This is a genomic window from Empedobacter sp. GD03739 (assembly GCF_029843245.1).
Lineage (GTDB): Bacteria > Bacteroidota > Bacteroidia > Flavobacteriales > Weeksellaceae > Empedobacter > Empedobacter falsenii_B.
This window is the reverse complement of record NZ_JAOCHX010000015.1, coordinates 21798-38470: the sequence shown is the minus strand read 5'-3', so window position 1 is coordinate 38470 and position 16673 is coordinate 21798. Positions and strand designations below refer to the sequence as shown.

15 protein-coding genes and 3 tRNA genes are annotated in these 16673 nt (G+C 32.7%); 7 read left to right on the top strand and 11 right to left on the bottom strand.

Annotated features, from left to right (window positions below; all coding sequences use genetic code 11):
* Nucleotides 1-103 precede the first annotated feature (103 nt).
* Nucleotides 104-1408 (bottom strand): M28 family metallopeptidase, encoded by a 1305-nt coding sequence (locus N5E64_RS06735; protein WP_280036553.1) that lies wholly within the window; start codon nt 1406-1408, stop codon nt 104-106.
* A 193-nt stretch (nt 1409-1601) separates the two neighbouring features.
* On the opposite strand from N5E64_RS06735, the gene N5E64_RS06730 reads away from it, so the two are divergent.
* From N5E64_RS06730 to N5E64_RS06710, 5 genes are all read left to right on the top strand, one after another.
* The gene (locus N5E64_RS06730) at nt 1602-2780 is read left to right on the top strand and encodes a thiolase family protein (RefSeq protein ID WP_115001279.1); all 1179 of its coding nucleotides are present in this window, start codon (nt 1602-1604) and stop codon (nt 2778-2780) included.
* A 157-nt stretch (nt 2781-2937) separates the two neighbouring features.
* Nucleotides 2938-3891, top strand: a complete 954-nt coding sequence (locus tag N5E64_RS06725; RefSeq protein ID WP_038334644.1) for an acetyl-CoA carboxylase carboxyltransferase subunit alpha — start codon at nt 2938-2940, stop codon at nt 3889-3891.
* Nucleotides 3892-3990: 99 nt separating this feature from the next.
* Nucleotides 3991-5550 (top strand): replicative DNA helicase, encoded by a 1560-nt coding sequence (gene dnaB, locus N5E64_RS06720; RefSeq protein WP_125349039.1) that lies wholly within the window; start codon nt 3991-3993, stop codon nt 5548-5550.
* 73 nt (nt 5551-5623) lie between these two features.
* Nucleotides 5624-5881, top strand: coding sequence for a hypothetical protein (locus N5E64_RS06715; RefSeq protein ID WP_125349038.1), 258 nt, complete (start codon nt 5624-5626; stop codon nt 5879-5881).
* Between the two features lie 147 nt (nt 5882-6028).
* Nucleotides 6029-7402 (top strand): NAD-dependent succinate-semialdehyde dehydrogenase, encoded by a 1374-nt coding sequence (locus N5E64_RS06710; protein ID WP_280036549.1) that lies wholly within the window; start codon nt 6029-6031, stop codon nt 7400-7402.
* A 59-nt stretch (nt 7403-7461) separates the two neighbouring features.
* On the opposite strand, the gene N5E64_RS06705 is transcribed toward N5E64_RS06710, so the two are convergent.
* On the bottom strand, nt 7462-7860 hold the full coding sequence (locus N5E64_RS06705; RefSeq protein ID WP_019975256.1) for a group III truncated hemoglobin: 399 nt from the start codon (nt 7858-7860) through the stop codon (nt 7462-7464).
* Between the two features lie 94 nt (nt 7861-7954).
* Here N5E64_RS06705 and rbfA point away from each other — a divergent pair, with 94 nt between their 5' ends.
* Both rbfA and N5E64_RS06695 read left to right on the top strand, forming a co-directional pair.
* Complete coding sequence (gene rbfA, locus N5E64_RS06700; RefSeq protein ID WP_038334637.1) at nt 7955-8314, top strand: 30S ribosome-binding factor RbfA; 360 nt, start codon at nt 7955-7957, stop codon at nt 8312-8314.
* A complete protein-coding gene (locus tag N5E64_RS06695) occupies nt 8314-9498 on the top strand; it encodes an FtsX-like permease family protein (protein WP_125349036.1) in 1185 nt (394 codons plus the stop codon). The genes rbfA and N5E64_RS06695 overlap by 1 nt, the downstream gene beginning before the upstream one ends.
* Nucleotides 9499-9552: 54 nt before the next feature.
* Here the strand turns inward: N5E64_RS06695 and N5E64_RS06690 are convergent, their stop codons facing one another.
* The 9 genes from N5E64_RS06690 to guaA all read right to left on the bottom strand — a co-directional run bounded on the left by N5E64_RS06690 (nt 9553) and on the right by guaA (nt 16604).
* Nucleotides 9553-11379 (bottom strand): hypothetical protein, encoded by a 1827-nt coding sequence (locus N5E64_RS06690; RefSeq protein ID WP_280036545.1) that lies wholly within the window; start codon nt 11377-11379, stop codon nt 9553-9555.
* A gap of 8 nt (nt 11380-11387) precedes the next feature.
* Nucleotides 11388-11945 (bottom strand): C40 family peptidase, encoded by a 558-nt coding sequence (locus N5E64_RS06685; RefSeq protein WP_280036543.1) that lies wholly within the window; start codon nt 11943-11945, stop codon nt 11388-11390.
* Between the two features lie 44 nt (nt 11946-11989).
* Nucleotides 11990-12532, bottom strand: a complete 543-nt coding sequence (locus tag N5E64_RS06680; RefSeq protein ID WP_280036541.1) for an RNA polymerase sigma factor — start codon at nt 12530-12532, stop codon at nt 11990-11992.
* 81 nt (nt 12533-12613) lie between these two features.
* Nucleotides 12614-12684, bottom strand: a tRNA-Gln gene (locus tag N5E64_RS06675).
* Between the two features lie 39 nt (nt 12685-12723).
* Nucleotides 12724-12794, bottom strand: a tRNA-Gln gene (locus N5E64_RS06670).
* A gap of 92 nt (nt 12795-12886) precedes the next feature.
* Nucleotides 12887-12957, bottom strand: a tRNA-Gln gene (locus tag N5E64_RS06665).
* A gap of 145 nt (nt 12958-13102) precedes the next feature.
* A complete protein-coding gene (locus N5E64_RS06660) occupies nt 13103-14275 on the bottom strand; it encodes a hypothetical protein (protein WP_280036539.1) in 1173 nt (390 codons plus the stop codon).
* Nucleotides 14276-14428: 153 nt separating this feature from the next.
* Nucleotides 14429-14998 (bottom strand): xanthine phosphoribosyltransferase, encoded by a 570-nt coding sequence (gene xpt / locus N5E64_RS06655; RefSeq protein ID WP_115001284.1) that lies wholly within the window; start codon nt 14996-14998, stop codon nt 14429-14431.
* Nucleotides 14999-15071: 73 nt separating this feature from the next.
* Nucleotides 15072-16604: a glutamine-hydrolyzing GMP synthase gene (gene guaA / locus N5E64_RS06650; RefSeq protein WP_180906189.1), complete on the bottom strand. Its 1533-nt coding sequence runs from the start codon at nt 16602-16604 to the stop codon at nt 15072-15074.
* Nucleotides 16605-16673 lie beyond the last annotated feature (69 nt).

The window sequence follows — 16673 nt, the reverse complement described above, 5'->3', positions numbered from 1 at the left end:
GATTTATGAAGTTTGGAATTACTCGCACTCTTTTTACTTTTTAGAGTTTTTTATAGTAGTTTAGGTTGGTTAGTAATCCGTTCACTTTGAACGGATTATTTTTTTATAGCTTATCAATAAAAGCTTTCAACAAATTATATACTTTTTCAGAGGAACTCAAATCCAAACTTTCAGCTGTATCATTGGGATCATGATAAAAACCTTTTCCTCCTAATGTGTAAAAAAAAAACGACGGAACACCTTTCAAATAAAACGGACAATGATCGGAATTACACGATTCTCCTCGAATTTTAACTTCTTTTAGGTATTTATTTGTTTGATTGAATTCAACTAATTTTTCAAATTGATTTTTAAAAACTTTACCATTCACAACTTGAATTCCTTGATCGCCCGCTCCCATAATATCTAAATTGACTAAAAATTTGATTTGATTCAATGGAAAAAGAGGATGATTAACATAATAATCTGCGCCTAAAATCCCCGCTTCTTCACCTGCAAAAGCCATAAAAACTGTTCTATAATTAGGCTGATGTTTTGAATAATACTTCATCAGCGCCATCATCATTGCAGTTCCGCTCGCATTATCACTCGCTCCAGGAAAAATAGTTTGTCCAACTTTCCCTAAATGATCATAATGAGCAGAAATCACAATTACGCTATCATTGTTCTTTCCGTCAATGTAACCAATTATATTATTTGCTTCGAATGAATTATTTAACTCTGAATCAATAGAATAATCGTTTATTTTTAAATTTTTAGAATAAAATTTATCCGAAATAATAAATTCTGAAATAGAAGATTGTCGTTGACTAAGACTTGAAGTCAATTTATCTGATGTAAATCTAAAAATCGCTCGATTTTTATTTTCATTTTTCTCATAAATATTCGCCCATTGTTTGTAATATTTCTGAATAGAATCTACAGAAGTCACTAAAGGCGGCAAAATAATATGTTTTCCTTTTTGCGATTCATCATCTTTCACAATAAAATCCCTCGTTTTATCTTTCGACTGAAAAGATTCCACATAGGCTTTTGTGTCAAAAATATAAAAAGGTGAATTGGTTTTCGAAATTGATTTAGAACTTGGCTTTACAATAAAATCAATTCCATATTTTAATTCTTTTCCATTAATTTTCAGTTTTGCATCTTTGATAATATTAATCGGAAAAGTAAATGTTTGATTATAACGATTAGAAAAAGACTTCAATCCATTTTTTTGAAATTCGTTTTGTAAATAAATTCCAGCATTTGTCATTCCATTTTCTACATAACCTCTGCCAGCAAACGAATTTGACGTAAGCGAATCTAAAATTGATTTAAAATATTTTTGATCAAAGGTTTGCGCATTTCCGATTGTAATTACAAAACACGAAATCAAACCAAATAATATCATTTTTATCTTCAGCATTTTAATCATTTTATTCTTCAAAAAATATTCTATTCTAAGATAATTATCATTTTAACAAAAAAAATCAATTATCTGTATTAAGTCAATAACAAATTTAAAAAATCTTTAAAAAGTAAATCAAATTAATACTACTATAAATTTTATATCTTGCATTATTAAGTTATCATAATAAAAACAACAAATCACAAATTAAATGAAAGAAGTCGTAATAGTTTCAGCTGTTCGTACAGCAATGGGATCTTTTTTGGGAAGTTTATCTAACGTTCCAGCTACAGATTTAGGCGCAACAGCTATTAAAGGAGCTTTAGATAAAATCAACTTAGATGGATCTTTGGTTGATGAAGTATATATGGGAAATGTATTGCAAGCTGGTGAAGGACAAGCACCTGCTAAGCAAGCAATGATAAAAGCAGGTTTACCAAATACAATTCCTGCAACAACGGTAAACAAAGTTTGTGCCTCTGGTATGAAAGCTGTAATGTTTGCTACACAAGCAATTCGTTTAGGTGACGCAGATGTTGTAGTTGCTGGAGGAATGGAAAACATGTCGATGGTTCCTTTCTATTCACCAAATGCAAGAACTGGAAATAAATACGGAAATACTGTTTTGTTAGATGGAATTGTGAACGATGGTTTACAAGATTACTACAGCAAAGAAATGATGGGACTTTTCGGAGATACTTGTGCAACTGAGTTCAATATTTCTCGTGAAGAGCAAGATGAGTTTGCAATTAATTCTTACAAAAAATCTGCTGCTGCTTGGGCTGCTGGAAAATTTGACAACGAAGTTGTTCCTGTAGAAATTCCTCAACGCAAAGGAGAACCAGTTATTTTTAAAGAAGACGAAGAATATAAAAATGTAAACTTTGATAAAGTTCCAGGTTTGCGCGCTGTTTTCTCTAAAGACGGAACTGTAACTGCTGCAAATGCTTCTACAATTAATGATGGAGCTTCTGCTTTAGTATTAATGTCTTTAGATAAAGCAAACGAATTAGGATTAAAACCTCTTGCAAAAGTTATTGCTTATGCTGATGCTTCTCAAGAACCTTCAAAATTTACAACTGCACCAGCTAAAGCGGTTGAAAAATTATTGAAAAAAGCAAATATGACAGCTGCTGATGTTGATTTCTGGGAATTTAACGAAGCGTTTTCAGTTGTTGGAATTGCAAATACTAAATTATTAAACCTTGATGCTTCTAAAGTCAATGTAAATGGTGGTGCGGTTTCTATTGGTCATCCACTTGGAAATTCTGGATCAAGAATTTTGGTTACATTATTAAATGTTTTAGAGCAAAACGGAGGAAAAATTGGTGGTGCAGCTATCTGTAATGGTGGCGGTGGAGCATCTGCAATGATTATCGAAAAAATCTAATTTTAGATCAAATACACGATGAAAGCGTCTAATCTGTAGACGCTTTTTTATCTTTTGAAATTAAAATACTTGTAAAAAATCTGAAAAACATTCGACATTTATTATAATTGGCTTAAAAACCTTTTCTATATTTGTTGGATTGAACAAACACTTTTGTATGGAATATTTAGAATTTGAACAACCTATCAAAGATTTAGAAGAACAGTTACAAAGCTGTCAAATCGTCGGCGAAGGAAGCGGTGTTAACATCAAACAGGCTTGCGTTGAAATTGAAATTGCAATTGAAAATAAAAAGAAGGAAATCTATGGTAATTTAACGCCATGGCAACGTGTACAATTGTCTCGTCATCCTTCTCGCCCTTATACTTTAGACTACGCTTACGCGATCACAGATAACACGTTTATCGAAATTCACGGAGATAGAACTTTTGCTGATGATAAAGCAATGGTTGGTGGTATGGGAAAAATCAATGGTCAAACTTTTATGATTATTGGTCAACAAAAAGGAAAAAATACCAAAGAAAGACAATATCGTCGTTTCGGAATGTCTAATCCAGATGGTTACCGCAAAGCTTTACGTTTGATGAAGTTAGCAGAAAAGTTTAATATTCCTGTCTTGACTTTAGTCGACACTCCTGGTGCATATCCTGGTTTAGAAGCTGAAGAAAGAGGTCAAGGTGAAGCTATCGCTAAAAACATCTACGAAATGTTGAAACTTACAGTTCCTATCATTACAATTGTAATTGGTGAAGGAGCTTCAGGTGGAGCATTAGGAATTGGAGTTGGGAACAAAGTTTTCATGTTAGAAAACACTTGGTATTCTGTAATTTCACCAGAAAACTGTTCTACAATTTTATGGAGAAGTTGGGATTACAAAGAGCAAGCTGCTTCGCAAATGAAATTAACTGGTCCTGATATGTTAGAATTAGGATTAATTGAAGACATCATTCAAGAACCGCTTGGTGGAGCACACTACAAACCAGAAGTTGCGTACACAAACTTGAAAAATAAAGTTTTAGACACTTACAACGAATTGAAAAAACTTTCTCCAAAAGAATTACAACAACAACGTCAAGAACGTTACATCAAATTCGGAGAATTTTCAGGATAAAATATTGTTTTACAATAATACTTATTGTAGAATATACAATTTTAAAACGAGATATAAAATTAGTTATATCTCGTTTTTTTATTTAATTTTGAAACTCTTATGGAACAAGCAAATTATAATCCCGAAATACCAGCTAACAAGCACAATGTCATTGGTTTAGAGAAAGGTAAACTTCCTCCACAAGCTGTTGATTTAGAGCAAGCTGTACTTGGTGCGATGATGATTGATAAAAAAGGGTTGGATGAAGTCATTGACATTCTTACACCGCAAGTTTTTTATCGTCCAGAGCATCAAGCGATTTATGCTGTCATTCAAAAATTATTTAACGATTCAGAACCTATTGATTTATTAACGGTTTCGAATGAGTTGAAAAGTGAAGGCAAATTAGATCGTGTTGGCGGTGATTATTATTTGATTCAATTAACGCAAAAAGTTTCTTCTTCTGCACACGTGGAGTATTATGCTCGTGTCATTCAAGAAAAATATATTCTTCGTCGTTTAATTGAAATTTCGAATCAAGTCATTGAAAAATCATACGATGATACTGCCGATGTATTTGATTTACTGGATTATTCTGAATCGAAATTATTCGAAATTACAGAAGGTGGAATCAAGCGTAGTTATTCGGAAGCAAGAGATTTAGTTACAGAAGCGATTGACAAAATTAAAGCCCAATCTACCAAAGAAGGAATGTCTGGTTTATCTTCTGGATTTACAGAAATTGATAAAATTACTTCGGGTTGGCAAGAATCGGATTTGATTATCTTAGCCGCTCGTCCTGGTATGGGGAAAACCGCTTTTATCCTTTCGATGGCGAAAAATATGACGGTGGACAAAAATATTCCAGTTGCTGTTTTTTCATTAGAGATGTCTTCTGTTCAGTTGATTACGCGTATGATTTCGGGTGAAACTGGAATTTCGGGTGAAAAATTGCGTAAAGCAAAATTAGCCGATCACGAATGGAAACAATTATATACAAAAGTAAAAGGTCTTGAAAATGCACCGCTTTACATTGACGATACGCCTGCCCTTTCTATCTTCGATTTAAGAGCAAAAGCGCGTCGTTTGGTTTCTCAACATGGTGTAAAAATGATTTTGATTGACTACTTACAGTTAATGACTGCTGGTGGAAAAGCAAATGGAAACCGTGAGCAAGAAATTTCGATGATTTCGCGCTCCTTAAAAGCAATCGCAAAAGAGTTAAGTATTCCTGTTATTGCACTTTCGCAGTTATCTCGTTCGGTAGAAACTCGTGGAGGAAGCAAGCGTCCATTATTATCGGATTTACGTGAATCTGGAGCGATTGAGCAAGATGCCGATATCGTTTCGTTTATTTATCGTCCCGAATATTATAAATTAGAATATTGGGATGATGAAAGTGAACCTTGCGCTGGTCAAGCCGAATTTATCATTGCTAAACACCGTAATGGTGCGTTAGAAAATGTGCGTCTACGATTCATTAATGAGCAAGCTAAATTTACCGATTTAGAAACTTCATTTGGTGGAGATTTCGAAATTCAAAGCTCGATGAATGATGGTTCTCAAGAAATGGGAAGTACCATGAATTTATCTGCTATCGATCCTTCTGATGCTTTTGGAGATTTCGGCGGAGAATTCACAAGTTCGATGAACAACGACGACGATAATTTACCGTTTTAAAAGAATGATTTTATTTTGAACGAATTGTTCTATTAAGATTTGATAATTTTAATCAATCATAAATATTTACTTTATGAAAAAGAATCTAGAATTTATTGCAGAACTTTATGGTTGGATTCAAATCTTTATATCACCCTTTATTATTGGCTTCATAATTGGATTGTTGATTTATTTTCAAAATAAATCAATTTCTAATTTAATTATTGGTTCTATCTTCATTCTAACAGGATTAATATTAGGAATTATTTTAGCAAATAAAAAAATGAAAAGTAAAAACGGAACAATTTGGTTTTTATCACGAACAAATTCAGCAACTGATTTAGATAAATAATCATTCTTCTAATTTCTATTGTTCATTTATACTTACTTTATTGTTCAAACCTTCTAAAATCTCATCAACTATCAGTTTTATTTATCCCAAAAGTTTTGTTAGGAACGAGAATTGCTACAACTTTGTATACATTAAATAAAGAGTGAAATGGCAAGTTCAATCAGAACATTAAATCCTGCTACAGGTAAAATCGAAAAAGAATTTCAAGCCTACACAAGCGAAGAAATCAATCAATATATAGACGACGCAAACGAATTATATCAAACATGGCGATTCGAATCTTTCGAAGAAAGAAAAGCTGTTATGAAACGTGTCGCAAACGAAATGCGCAAGCAAAAAACTCGATTAGCTGCTTTGATTACAACAGAAATGGGAAAACCACTCTATGAGAGCGAAATCGAAATTGATTATAGTGCAAATATTATCGAATATTATGCAGATAATGCTGAAGAATTCTTGGCAAATGTTCCTTTACAAACAGAAAAAGGTGACGCTTATGTGGTTTCAGAACCAATTGGTGTGTTGTTAGGTGTTATGCCTTGGAATTTCCCTTTTTCTCAAATTGCGCGTTTTGCTGGACCTCACATTATGGCTGGTAACACAGTTGTTTTGAAAACGGCTTCTAATATTCCGCAATGTGGAATCGCTTTCGAAGAAATGTTTACAGCTGCTGGCGCTCCAAAAGGTTTGTATAAAAACTTGTTGATGTCAGGAAAAGACACAGATGCAATTATCAATAACCCAAAAATTGTTGGTGTTTCTTTAACTGGTTCCGAAGCTGCTGGTGCAGTGGTTGCAAGTATCGCTGGTAAAAATGTAAAACCTTCAGTTTTAGAACTTGGTGGTTCTGATCCAATGATTGTTTTGAATGATGCGGATATCGAAAAAGTGATGAACGGAACAATTAATGGTCGTTTACGTAATGCTGGACAAGCGTGTACTTCTTCGAAACGTATTATTGTACAAGAAGGTATTTACGACGAATATTTGAAAAAAATTACGGATTATGTAAACGGAATGAAAGTTGGTGATCCTACACAGACAGATACTAACATGGGACCTGTAAGTTCGGAAAGTGCATTAGAAAAATTATTGGATCAAATTAATGATTCAGCTAATAAAGGTGCAACAATTGTTTCGGGAGGAAAACGTATTGATCGTGATGGTTTCTTTTTACAACCAACAATTTTGACAGATTTAAAACCTGGAATGAAGGCTTATGACGAAGAAGTTTTTGGACCTGTGGTTTGTATTTGGAAAGTGAAAGATGTAGAAGAAGCAATCAAAATTGCGAATGACACGCCTTATGGATTAGGTGCTTCTATTTATACAGAAGATGTTCCGAATGCGGAGAAAATCGCTCGCAGAATAGATTCGGGAATGGTTTACGTAAACAAACAAGTTTCTTCAAGCCCAGATTTACCTTTCGGTGGTGTGAAACATTCGGGTTACGGACGCGAACTTTCTAAAGCTGGAATTATGGAGTTTATCAATAAAAAATTAATCATGATTGCGAAATAATTTTTCAATCATTAATCAAATTATACAAAAAATGCAACTTTTATGAAGCTGCATTTTTTTTATTGAATAAACCCTTGTTTTTGTTCCATTTGGTCAATTTTGAAAAGAATTAAATCACGCATAATTTTTGCTCTATTTTTTGCTTCATTTGCTATTTCTCCTTCAAATTTTTCGTCAATTATTCCGTACCACAATTCAATCCAACGCTCGAAATGATGCGGTTTTAATTTCTCTTTCTGACTCAAAACCAAATGTGTTCGCATTGGCCAACCTTCAAAAGTTGCTTTTCCTAATAAAACAGTTTCCCAAAACTGAATCATATGCGGCAAATGTTCGTCCCAATTTACCTTTGCAACTTCCGAAAAAAAGTAACCAATGACATCATCTTTTTGCACTTTATCGTAAAACGTATTTACCAATAAAGCAACATCTTCTGAAGTTTCGATATCTTTTTTCATTAAAACAAATTTACAAAGAACTTAATTCAATTCATCAATGTTTTTAATCACGAAAAAATGCAGTAATTTTACGGTCTTATAAAAATGAATAGAATTGGATAGCAATAGACAACAAAAAGTAAGTAAATTATTTCAAGAAGAATTAGCAGAAGCTTTTAGAAAATGGGCTGTAAAGGAATTCCCTGGAAATTTGATTAGTGTTACAGAAGTAAAAGTAACACCAGATTTAAGCGTTTCTAAAATCTATGTAAGTATTTTTCCAAGTACTCAAAAAGACGAAATTTTCAAAGAAATTAGAGTGAATACACCATTATTTAGAGGAATTTTATCAAAAAGTGCTTCTAAACAAATGCGTATTACACCAGAATTAATTTTCATTTTAGATAATTCGTTAGACGAAATGGATAAAATCGACAAAGCGCTAAGAGGAGAAGGAAATAATCCAATCTTATAATGAGAAACATTTCACTTTACATTGCGAAACGCTACATTTTTTCGAAAACGAATACAAACGCCGTAAACATTATTACATCGATTGCTGTTGGTGCTATTTTGGTTGCTACAGCGGCTTTGTTCATTATTTTATCCGTTTTTTCGGGATTAGAAAAAATGAATTTAAAGTATTATAGCAATGTAAATCCTGAAATTAAAATATCACCTTCGAAAGGAAAAGTATTGGACAGTTTAACTTTTGTTGTGGATCAATTAAAGCAACAAAAAGATGTCAAAGCTTTTTCTAAAATCATCGAAGAAAAAGTCTACATCGATTACAAAGGAAAGCAAGATATTGCCTATTTGAAAGGTGTTGACGAAAATTTTACCAAAGTTACGCGTTTAGATACGGTGATTTATGGTGGACAATATTTAGATTTTAATCGCGATGATAATTTTATTGTTTCGAATGGAATTGCAGAGCGTTTGCAACTTTATATCGATCCGATAACGCCAGCAGATTTGATGATGCCAAAAGCTGGAACAGGTTTAATAAAACAAGAAAGTGATGCTTTTACACGCAAAGATGCGTACAGCGTTGGCGTGTTTATTTTGAACGAACAATACGACAAACACGTCTTTACGACTTTAGGTTTGGCGCAAGAATTATTGTTGTTAAATGAAAATCAATGTTATTCAATTGAGGTAAAAACAACTGGAAAAAAATCGTTTAACGAAGTGAAAATTCAACTTCAAAAAGCATTAGGTTCTCATTATAAAATCGAAACTAGACAAGATTTAGATTCAGCTTTCTTGAAAGTAATGAATATGGAAAATTTAATCAGTTATTTGATTTTCACGTTAGTCATTATCATTGCATGTTTCAATTTGGCAGGAACAATTATTATCTTGATTTTGGATAAAAAGAAAGAAATTCAGACGATGTATAGTTTTGGATTATCACGAAAAAACATTCGTAATATTTTCTTCCAAACTGGTTTTATTATCACCTTTATTGCGATGACAACAGGTTTATTAATCGCCTCTGTTATTGGATTATTACAAATAGATTTTGGTTTGGTTATGGCTTCGCCAACTGTTCCGTTTCCATTTATCTTTTCTGTCGAAAACTTTGTTGCAGTTATTGTAACTGTTTTAGGTTTGGGAAGCTTGGTTTCGTGGATTGTTTCCAGACAAGTGAAATAAAAAATATTAAGACATAAAAAAAGCTTGAAGAAATCTTCAAGCTTTTTTTATATCTTAATCCCACCTATTCCAACGAATATAATTTGGTTTTGAGAAGTCGAAATCCATCATTTGGTAATCTCTATTATCGATCAAATTTGTCTTGATTAGATTATCGCCTTGTGCAGGAATTGATGGATAATACGACAATGAAAAACGAATATTGTTGAACACAAAATAATCATTTGTCAACATCACACCCAAACTAAAACGCGAATAAATTGGATTATTATTCAGTATAAATTTTTTGTTATCTCCAATTGCCGCAACCATCGCATTGAAAAATGGCGAAATACGAAATCCTAAAAACTCGTAAGGCGTATAAGATTGCAATTGATACTCGAACATTAATTTCTGTTGACCTGTTAACCCTCTATCCGATTTGAAACCTGCCATTCCCAAATAATCATGTTCATGAAGCGAAAGTTGATCCGCAGGAGAATCTAAACGATCATGTCCCAAAAGATAATTAGTTTTCATGAAATTTCTAAACTTCCATTTTCCCCAATTTATCAATTTTGCCATATATTGTAATTCTACAGACAGCGTTTTTTGTTCAAATTTTCCTTTATTAAAAAATCCTCCAAACTCAACTCCAAATCCCCAAAAACCAGTATTCAGAAAACCTCCAGTAGATGCTTTTCCACCGAGATAATAACGATCAGTTTGACGAATATTTTGAATACCTCCTATAATTCCCAATGATTTTCCTATCGCAATATCTTCTTCAATATCATAATTGAAAATATATTTTGTTTTGATATATCGTTTCGAAGAAATTCCTATCCCTACTAAATAATTCGTTTGGTCAGAAAAAAAGTTCACAGGATCGTTTTCTGGAGTTGGTGTTTCGGTATAAGATCGATCATAAAATCTCCCTGAGACAATAAAATTGGTAATATTTTCTGAATGACCATCATCAATTCTAAACGCTCTTGCCAACCAATAATCTTGGTAATTATATTTGAAATGGTTATCAACCAAAATAGGTTTTTCGAAATCTAATGAATCTTTAAAATACACTTGTCCAACCGAAACTCCACCTGCATAATGCGCTAATGGCGAATAAAAAGGTCGTACAAAACTGATTGATTTTGTATAATGATTGTCTTCATTTTTGAAATAACGTACATTCCCAATAATTCGAGTTTGAGCAATATTTGGAACCGTATAATTAAATTGATACAACGAATTTCCTGTTTTGTAATTGTGACGATAACGATTATCAAACACATGTCCTAAACCTAAAAAATTTCGCTCACGAATGCGAATCCCAGCTTTCGAGCTCGAAACCGAACCTGTGATAAACATACTCCAAGAGTCAATTGAATTGACATATAAATCAACCGAATCATTCCCGACAGCTTCTTCCTTAATCTCTACTCGACGAATAGAACGATTGGTACGAATCAAACGCTCGGATTCCGCTGCCTTAACAGAATCATATCTATCTCCAGGCTTTAACAACATATTTTGGCGCAACACAAATTGCTTAGATTTCCCGTGTAGTGTATTTCCAGTTCTTTCAATCCATTTTGTCGGTTTTCTTGTCGTGTCCTGCAAAGAATATCCGAAAGGGTCTTGTGTTTTGTAGTAAATATTTCGAATAATTTTTCCTTGATATTTTCCATCACCTACATTATTATTGGGCTGAATAGGAAAACTCGTTGGTTTTTTCTTGAATAATAATTTTTGGTAAAACTTTCTAAACTTAGAATGATTTTTATTCTCAATTCTAACTGTATCAATTTTGACACTATCTTCTTGAGCATTAACAACTATGGATAAACTAAAAAATAGTAATCCAAAAAAAGTTAATAATATAGTTCTTTTTTTAAGCACACGTCAAGTTATAAAAGTCTAACCGCTTTTACAAATCTAGTTTTCCAATAATTTTCATCAAGGGAAGAAATGATGACACCTTTCGAAGTTGAAGAATGTACAAAACTGATTGATCCGTCATGATTAATACTTTCTACAATACCTACATGAGAGATTGAATTTCCTGAAGTATTAAAAAATATTAAATCACCTATTTTAACATTTTCGATTGTAATTTCTTTTCCATATTCAGCTTGATCACTCGAACGACGAGGCAATTCTAAATTCATTTCTTTAAAACTTATATATACCAATCCCGAACAATCGAAACCTGTTTTCGTAACTCCACCATATTTGTAAGGTGTTCCTAAGTAAGATTTTGCAGTTTTTAGAATTTTATTTATATCACGAGGCGCACTATCATCAGCATTTTTAGAACGAAAAACCTCTATAGATTCGTTTTTTTTGGAAGAAGTATAAACTTTTTTAGAACCAGTTTTCTTATACGAAGTTACTTTACTACTTCCACAAGACGTCAAGAATAAACTTGCGATAATAATTGTTGTAAGGTATATATGCTTCTTCATTTTCGGTCCGGTTTTCTTCAACAAATTTTCAACGAATAAATTTACTAAATATTATCTTGCATCACCTCTGTTAACAATTGTTTGGCTCTTAAAAGACGAACTTTAACATTTGGCAAGGTCAAATTGAGTTCATCAGCAATCTCTTTGTATGTTTTATCTTCGATATAACGCAATTCTATAATTTTTTGATAAGGTTCTCTCAATTTTGCAATAGCTTTTATCAGCGTGTCATTATCTTGTTTTAAAATCAAATGTTCTTCTGGCGAAGGATGATCTTCTAAAATTTCTAAAAAATTGGTTTCATCATCAAGAGAAATATTCAGTTTTGGAGATCTTCTGATATGATCAATCATCGTATTATGTGCGATAGAAATTACCCAAGTCGTAAAGTCAAAATCTTCGTTATATAATTTCAATTTTGTAAAAACCTTCGTAAACGTTTCTATAGCGATATCTTCGGCTTCTTCTTCGTTTCTAATCTTAGAAAATACATAATGATAAACTTTGTTCCACAAAACCTCTATCACTGCGTTCTGAGCATTTCGTTTCCCTTTTTTAGCTTCTAAAATTATGTCCTCTAATGTCATTTACTAAATCAATTATGATAAATATAACAAAATATATAGTATAAAAAAAGCTTCAATAAAAATATTGAAGCTTAAAATCTGTAGACCCACAGGGATTCGAACCCCAACTAGCGGCACCAAAAACCGATGTGCTACCGTTACACCATGGGTCTGTCCATGATTATTATGTTAAAATTGAAAAGAAAAAATTGTAGACCCACAGGGATTCGAACCCCAACTAGCGGCACCAAAAACCGATGTGCTACCGTTACACCATGGGTCTGACTAAATTTTATTTCAATTTTTGCAACTTTTCTCTTAACTAGGTTAGATAAAAATGCCTCAACAATTGCTTATCGAGGCATAAGACTTTTGTAGACCCACAGGGATTCGAACCCCAACTAGCGGCACCAAAAACCGATGTGCTACCGTTACACCATGGGTCTATGTCTTAATTGCTGTGCAAATATAGAAAGGTTTTTTAATTCACCAAAACTAATTTTACAAGTTTTTAGCTAAAACAGACGTTTTATGTGATAAGCTATTGAAAATGAATTTTAAAAAATGATTAAATTTTTTACATTTTTTTTATCAAAGCTTCATACGGATGATTTCGTTCTTGAATTTACGTTTCAAATCTTGTCCACAATCAAAAATCATTTGCTCATTTGATGGAAATGGAGCTGGTCTTCTACCAATCATATTTATATAATCTCGATCCAAAGAACGTCGATCACCTTTGTAAGTTCCGTAAGAATCTCTAAAAATAAACTGACTTGCTAAATTTTTAGAATCGATGGCTTGCTCTTTTTGATTATCGATCAAATAATATTTTGCCGTAATTGCAGCTTCCTTGATGCGTTGTACTTCTTCGAATCTACTTTTTACTGTAATATAACGATCTACCATCACGGGTTTTCCGTCTTTATCTTTTACCACTACTCCATTTTGCACCAATTCTTCTTTACCATCAACAATTTTTTTCTCAAAATTATGCACCTCAATTTTTTCTCGTTCAGGTGAAACATTTATCGTCTCAAAACTTAATTGAATTACATAATCATAAGAACTATTTAATTTTCCCGTGTAAAATTCAGTCCAATTAGAATCCAATCCATACGAATTAAAATCTAACAAATCTTTCTCTAATAGTTTAGGAATAACAACTTCGGTGTTGTTCACCAATTGCACCAAAACTTTATACATTCCGTTTGTACGAGCCGTATTCATCAAACTACGAGTATCTTTATAATTTGAATAAACACTTTCTAAAACTTGAAACTTTTGATAAGCCGTTTGTGCATTCAGTTTTCCTCCTTGATTTAGAAAAGATTTTCCTTCATCGTACAAAAATTGCGCATACTTTTCTTGAATTGTTTTATAAGCTACTGAATAATCTTTGGTTTTGAAATTATAGGTTTTCCCGCTAATCGATCTTCCATCAATTCCAGCAATCGTTTTTTGTCTTTCTTGCAAACGATTAATAATTTGATACGCTTCCTGATATTTAGAAGGATTAGTCAACGTTTCAATTTGTTTTAATCTATTTTCATCTTCTTGCTGTCCTTTATGATAAGCTTCAAAAATTAATGGAACATATTTGATTCCATTTTTCTCCGATGGATTTTTGAAATAAGCTTGTGTAGATTGCTCAAAAGCTTGCTTAAAATTACCAGAAACTAATGCTGAATTCGCCGTTTTGTACGAATTGCAAGCTGTAAATAGTAAGATTGTAAGTGTTAAAGCAAGTAATTTTACTTTCATATGCGTCTAAATATGGTTTTTCCTAAGAAAAAGAAAATTGAGATAGTAATATTGTTGCTATAAATAAAGTTTTTTTCATAATAGTAAGTGTTTAATTTATTTCTAAGTTAATCTTTAAAATTATAAAAAAATAAATTTAACAATTTTGTCAAATTATTTGACGAATTCAATTGAATCTTCAGCAAGCCAATCAATACGAACGAGAGATTCTACTCTCACTCCCTGATCTATCAATCTCTCTCTTCCTTCTTGAAATGATTTTTCAATGATGAATCCCATTCCTACCAAATCAGAACCTGCTTGTTTTATTAAACTTTTAACACCTAAAGCTGCATTTCCATTCGCTAAAAAATCATCAATAAAAATAACATGATCATTTTCATTCAAAAATTGACTACTTACGCAAACATCGTACGTTCGGTCTTTCGTGAATGAATACACTTGCGACGCATAAAAATCTGCCATCGTTTTAGGTTTTGCTTTCTTCACAAAAACAACAGGCAAATTCAATTCTAATCCAACCATAATCGCTGGTGCAATGCCACTCGCTTCGATTGTAATGATTTTATTAATGTTTAAATCCGAAAATCGCTGGACAAATTCCAACGCAATTGCTTTCATCAGAACAGGATCCATTTGGTGGTTGATAAAACTATCAACTTTTAGAATTCCACCATCGAAACTTTTTCCATCCTTCAGAATTCTTTCTTTTAAAAGTTCCATTTAATATTTAGTTTTTTAAAGTTTACATAGAAAAAAAGCCAGCACATTGGCTGGCTTTGATATATTTTTTAGCTTATTCCCACTCGATTGTTGCTGGTGGTTTTGAGCTGATATCGTAGGCTACACGGTTAATTCCTTTTACCTCATTGATAATTCTATTCGAAACTAATTCTAAGAATTCGTAAGGTAATTTTGACCAAGTTGCTGTCATAAAATCAATCGTATTTGCAGAACGAACAACCGCCGTATATTCGTACGTACGCTCGTCTCCCATTACACCAACAGATTTTACAGGTAATAAAACCACGAAAGCCTGAGAAACTTCGTCGTATAAATTATGTGCATAAAGCTCGTCAATAAAAATTTGATCTGCTTCTTGTAAAATTCTAACTTTTTCTTCGTCTACTTCACCTAAAACACGAATTCCTAAACCTGGTCCTGGAAATGGATGACGGTAAACTAATTCGCGAGGAATACCTAATTCTACTCCAACTTTACGAACCTCATCTTTGAATAATTCGCGTAATGGTTCTAATAATTGAAGTTTCATATCTTCTGGTAATCCACCAACATTGTGATGCGATTTGATTGTTGCAGAAGGTCCTTTTACAGATTGCGATTCGATTACATCAGGATAAATAGTTCCTTGTGCTAAGAATGCTGCATCTTCAAATTTATTTGATTCTTCATCAAAAACAGCCACGAAATCTTTACCAATTGATTTACGTTTTGCTTCTGGTTCGTCAATACCTTTCAAGTTTGTTAAGAAACGTTCTGAAGCATCTACCATTTTAATGTTCATGTTGAAGTGTTTTCCGTAATTTTCCATTACTTTTTTTCCTTCATCTTTTCTCAATAAACCAGTATCAACAAAAATACATGTTAATTGATCGCCAATTGCACGATGAATCAAAACCGCAGCAACAGAAGAATCAACACCTCCAGAAAGTCCTAAAATTACTTTTTTATCACCAACTACTTCTTTTATACGAGCAATTTCTGTTTCGATAAAATCTTTTAAAACCCAATTCTTTTCAGCCTGACAAATATTGAAAACAAAGTTTTCTAACATTGTTGAACCATATTCTGAATGTGTAACTTCTGGGTGAAATTGTACCGCAAAAATCTTTTTATCTTCATTTGCGATTGCCGCAATATCTATGTTTGATTTTCCTGAAATTGTAAATCCAGTTGGCGCTGTCATTACTTCGTCGAAATGGCTCATCCAAACTGTAGATTGTTCTGGAACACCTGCAAATAAACTGTTTTGAGCTAAAACTGTTAATTCAGATTTTCCATATTCACCTTTTTCACCTTTCTTAACTTCTCCGCCTAATAAGTGCGAAATCAATTGCATTCCGTAGCAAATTCCTAAAACAGGAACGCCCATTTCGAATAATTCTTTATCTACCAAAGCGGCTTCATCTCCAAAAACTGAAGAAGGTCCTCCTGATAAAATAATTCCTTTTGGATTGTGTTTTTTGATTTCTTCGATCGAAGTGTTGTAGGGAATAATTTCTGTGTAAACTCCAAATTCTCGAATTCGGCGCGCGATTAATTGATTGTATTGCGAGCCAAAATCTAAAATAATAATTCCTTGCGTCATTGTGTTTGTCTTTGTGCAAAATTAAGTGAAATTCGGCGCAATCGCAATTTTATTCCAGTCAAAATTTAC